The organism is Shewanella litoralis, from assembly GCF_009828585.1.
GTDB classification, from domain to species: Bacteria; Pseudomonadota; Gammaproteobacteria; order Enterobacterales; family Shewanellaceae; genus Shewanella; species Shewanella litoralis.
On sequence record NZ_WSRZ01000051.1, the window covers coordinates 1 to 4263 of the forward strand.

General features: G+C 39.2%; 5 protein-coding genes. 4 read left to right on the plus strand and 1 reads right to left on the minus strand.

What is annotated here, in order from left to right; genetic code table 11:
• The coding region (locus tag GQA99_RS19995) for an IS110 family RNA-guided transposase (protein WP_160056967.1) at nt 1-557 on the minus strand (557 nt) is incomplete at its 3' end.
• A 151-nt stretch (nt 558-708) separates the two neighbouring features.
• Between GQA99_RS19995 and GQA99_RS20835 the strand changes: the two genes are divergently transcribed.
• From GQA99_RS20835 to GQA99_RS20010, 4 genes are all read left to right on the plus strand, one after another.
• Nucleotides 709-930 carry a hypothetical protein gene (locus tag GQA99_RS20835; protein ID WP_229785985.1) on the plus strand — a complete coding sequence of 74 codons (222 nt, stop codon included), beginning with the start codon at nt 709-711 and terminating at the stop codon, nt 928-930.
• 10 nt (nt 931-940) lie between these two features.
• Complete coding sequence (locus GQA99_RS20840; RefSeq protein WP_229785984.1) at nt 941-1132, plus strand: hypothetical protein; 192 nt, start codon at nt 941-943, stop codon at nt 1130-1132.
• Between the two features lie 243 nt (nt 1133-1375).
• On the plus strand, nt 1376-3736 hold the full coding sequence (locus GQA99_RS20005) for an ankyrin repeat domain-containing protein (RefSeq protein WP_160056969.1): 2361 nt from the start codon (nt 1376-1378) through the stop codon (nt 3734-3736).
• A gap of 115 nt (nt 3737-3851) precedes the next feature.
• Nucleotides 3852-4263: ISAs1 family transposase (locus GQA99_RS20010; RefSeq protein WP_160056971.1), on the plus strand; the 412-nt coding region annotated here is incomplete at its 3' end.

Below are 4263 nucleotides of genomic sequence, written 5' to 3' on the forward strand. Positions count from 1 at the left end.
TGATATTCGTCCCAGAAGTCATTAGCCATCAGTTTAATAATCGGACGTTGTGACGCATCGTTAATGATGTCCCACATAGCCACTTCAAATGCTTTATAACCTTGGGCAAAGCAAATCCCAAAATCAACTAAAACACCCCTAATTTGGTTAGTGCAGGCGGTTTTCTCTTTCACTAATCGCTCTCTGACTCGGTGTAACATCAATATTTCTTGCTGCTCTTCGGTTTTCACTGGCACGAAACGAATGTTAGGCCTAAAGCTAGCTTCATAAATCGCCATTGTGTCATTGTTGTCATTTTTACTGCCTCGCACGAACGGGGTGACATGTTGGGCTGGAATGAGCTTAACGTTATGCCCCATAGCGAGAAACTTACGCCCCCAGTAATGGGATGAATAGCAAGCCTCAAATACCACATCGCAATGGGGTTGTTGCAACATAAACTCAATCAGCTGAGTGCGATTTAACCGTTTATTGAAGACTTGCTTTGCATGGCTATCCATTCCTAAAACTTGGAAAACATTTTTTGCCAAATCAATCGCAATAGTGGTAACTTTCATGGTGGACGCTCCTTAAGTAACTGTATGGTTCAACATCAGTTTGGCGCATTGACGCCGTATTAGGGAGCGTCCATCTCATCACCCACCCCAATTGGCTAAATATTGAGCACTCAACTATGCTTTATTTACCCTTTACAAACGGTAATTAAAGATGGCCAAACCAAGACAAACAATCGTTAGTTTAGAAGATACGCCTTACTACCACTGTTGTTCTCGTGTGGTGCGTAAGGCATTCTTGTGCGGAATTGATAATTCAACAGGTGAGAACTTTGAGCATCGACGCGAGTGGGTCGATTCACGCATTCTTGAATTGGCGACCATCTTTGCTATTGATATCTGTGCTTATGCATTCTTTGTAATGAAAAGGAAGTAATCACTTACATGTGGTTATAAAAGTCGATGCTGACAAAGCAAAAAAGTGGTCAGATAAAGAAGTGCTTATACAGTGGCACAAAGGCTTTAAGGACACGTTACTGACACATAAATACCAAAAAGAAGAAGACCTTAACTCATTCGAACAAAACATGGCCACACACCCCAGTTGGTTAAATGGCAAACACTCAACTCGGTGTTAGTTACTTTTGACTCTGACAGGTAATCTAAGATGACTAGACCAAAACAAACCATCGTTAGCCTAGAAGATACACCTTACAGATTAGCGGTGTACAGCGGTGGGTGTCACGATTAATTTTCTAGCGAAAACTCAAAGTCTAGGCCAATGCATAGGTTATCTACTTGAAAATAAATGTTGTTTTTACCGTTTGTCATCTTTAGGATGACGCCCTATTGATTATACTGAAATATTATGGATGATATTAATGTTACGTTGCTTATTAACCCTCTGTTTAATTGTTTTTTCTTGTCACTCTTTATCTTCTCAGAAAACGCCCTTTGTAAAAGTAACCTCTGCTTGGAATAAGCCGAGTTTAATCACAGATAATGACCCTGCATGTCAATCCTTGTTAGAAGATGCGCAATCAAAATTCTACTCAGATATTGAATGGGGCGCAGCTTATGGCGTTAGAGGGCATGGCTACGCAAATACGGGAGAAATACTAGATTGGACAATATTAGGAGGATACTCTTTAACCAGCCTGAATGCTTACGGTAAAGAATTCTATCTCTATAATTATTTGCATAATGGTTGCAGTGGAGCATGTGAGAGGCAGCAATCGCTAGTGTCTACTTCATCATTCACTGAGTTAACCGCTAAGCAAATTGCAGCACTAGCTAAAAACGCACCACCCGCAATGAGTTATGGTTATACATATGCACAGTCTGGCACTAATATCCCATATATGTTTGTTTTAGGACATTATGACGCTGATATAGGCCAGTTATTTGTTTATCGTCTTAGCCCAAGCGCTACATGGACACCCGCTTGCGAAATAAACTTAACAGCAACAGAAGTACCTTTCAACAAAGAGCATAGTTATTTCAGCGCGATGAAAAGTTTTGATGATTTGTATCAATCTACTCTAGCGTTAAGTCAAGGCAGCGGTGGTTCTTGTGGACGAATGAATACTCGTTGGCGTTGGGGTAATGCCATTAAACATCAACTCAGTTTAACGTTAACTCGACCTTGGGCAATGGGGGGCGAAGGTAGGGAAAGTAAGAATAGTCACGGTAATTATTCTAAAATGATAACCGATTTAGAAAGGTGGTCATTAACCGGTGTAGCTGAGCAAAAAGCATTTAATGGCTATAAACATCAGTTAGCTATCTCGATAAAATCGCTTTCGCAATTTTATCAACAAGCGAATCATTGGCATAAACAACAATCCGATGAAATGGCTGAGCTTGCATTAACATCAGCAGTTAGTGCAGGTTTTGGGTTCTATATGTATAACCCTGAATTTTCCGCAGGTGAGTTAAACCTAAGAAATGCAATCATTAGCAAACAATCATTAGATACCATAAAAAAAATTGAATTTATTGCTAGTGATATAGACAGCATCGCAAAAACTTACTATTCACAAGAGGCACAAGAAAGTATTTTAAACTTAGCGATTGACCAACCTGAAGTACTAGAATATCTATTGCAACAGGGTGTTAGTCCCAATCACAGTAATGCATTTGGTAAAACACCTTTGATGTACACGGCTCAATATAATTTATTAGAGTCCGCCAAGTTGCTTATTCAATACGGGGCTAATACAGTCGCCATTACCACAATACCTGATGATACGTGTTATTACGCGTTAAGCACCTTCAAGATGACTGCTCTTCATTATGCTGCAAGGTATGCCTCCCCTGATCTTATTAAGTTATTAATAGACAATGGCGCCGCAACTTATATGAAAGCTGAGAGCCGCTCCCCAATGACTGAAGAAACACCATTGGATTGGTTCTATCGTTATACCGATAAAGCATCAGCTGAGATAAATAGTCATATTCCTCAAGAAAGTAAGTTAACTGTACAGCAGTGGCTTACGCCTCCAAGTTCACAACAATTAGATAACGTTGAAAAAGATCAAATAAAATCGGCTATAGCAGCTTATCAACAGGGTAAAGTGCAAGATGCTTATGAGTATCTAATCAAGGCATTGAGCATTAACCCTAAAAATGAGAAAGCACTCAGTGACATGTCATTAATTGCGTTGAAAAATAACCAATTCGGTCATTCATTATCAGCCAGTAACTGGTTAATTGATCATAGTGAAAATAGTAAAACGGTGGCTAATGCATGGTTTAATCAAGGGCTAGTCTGTGAGCAGCATCAAGTAAAAATGCTTAATACTGATATCAGGCATAATATTCTGTATGACGGTCAATATTATTGTGCTGAACCAGCGATTTACTCATATATCAATGCTTGGATGTTGACTAAAAGTACCGCAAGAAAAAATAAGATTATAAGCCAATTCGATGATGGATTAATGCAGACTTGTAGTGTTGTTCTGGCAGATAACAACCATTTTAGATTTTACTTCCAAAATAGAACAATACTGATACTGCGCGCTAAAAATAATAACACATCTCTAGATGTGTTATTCCAAAATATAACTTTCAATTACAATAGAATAGACAATAAGTCATTGGATACAAATACTTCGATAGAGACGATTAATACATACGATTTAGATGATTATGTTATTGAAGAAGTTAACTCACCATTTGGTTTTTTTAATGCTAAATACAATGGTCAATTGCAGTGTCAGACTGTAAGCAGGGGCTGATCATACTCGATCGCTTTTCATACATCCTTTTTAAAAACAAAGAGATAAAAAATAGCTTGATTGATCTCGCCAGTGTGATCAAATAGCGCTCTTTTTCTTTGTCTTTATACTTAATATGCTTAAACATCTCGATAAGATTACTGATTGTCGTTCCCATATAAATCAAGAACATGATGTCATTGATATCTGCTTCCTCGTCCTAAGCGCTGTGATATCAGGTGCGCAAAGTTGGGCCGATTGCCACGAGTTCGGGACATTAAAACTCATGTGGCTGCGTCAATATCGCCCCTTCGCTAATGGTATTCCCAGCCAGCAGAGTATTGGTCGCATCTTCAGAGGAGTGTCAAAGCAATCCTTGCTAGATGCCTTGTTGAGTTGGGTCAACGAGCATCGGCTTAGCATAGGACTTTCTTCTATTGCGATTGATGGGAAAGTGCTTAAAGGTGCCAAAGCATCAGCCTCGAGCGCTGCATTACATATGGTCACTGCATATGATACCGGCTCTGGTTTAGTCTTCAGCGCTAAAT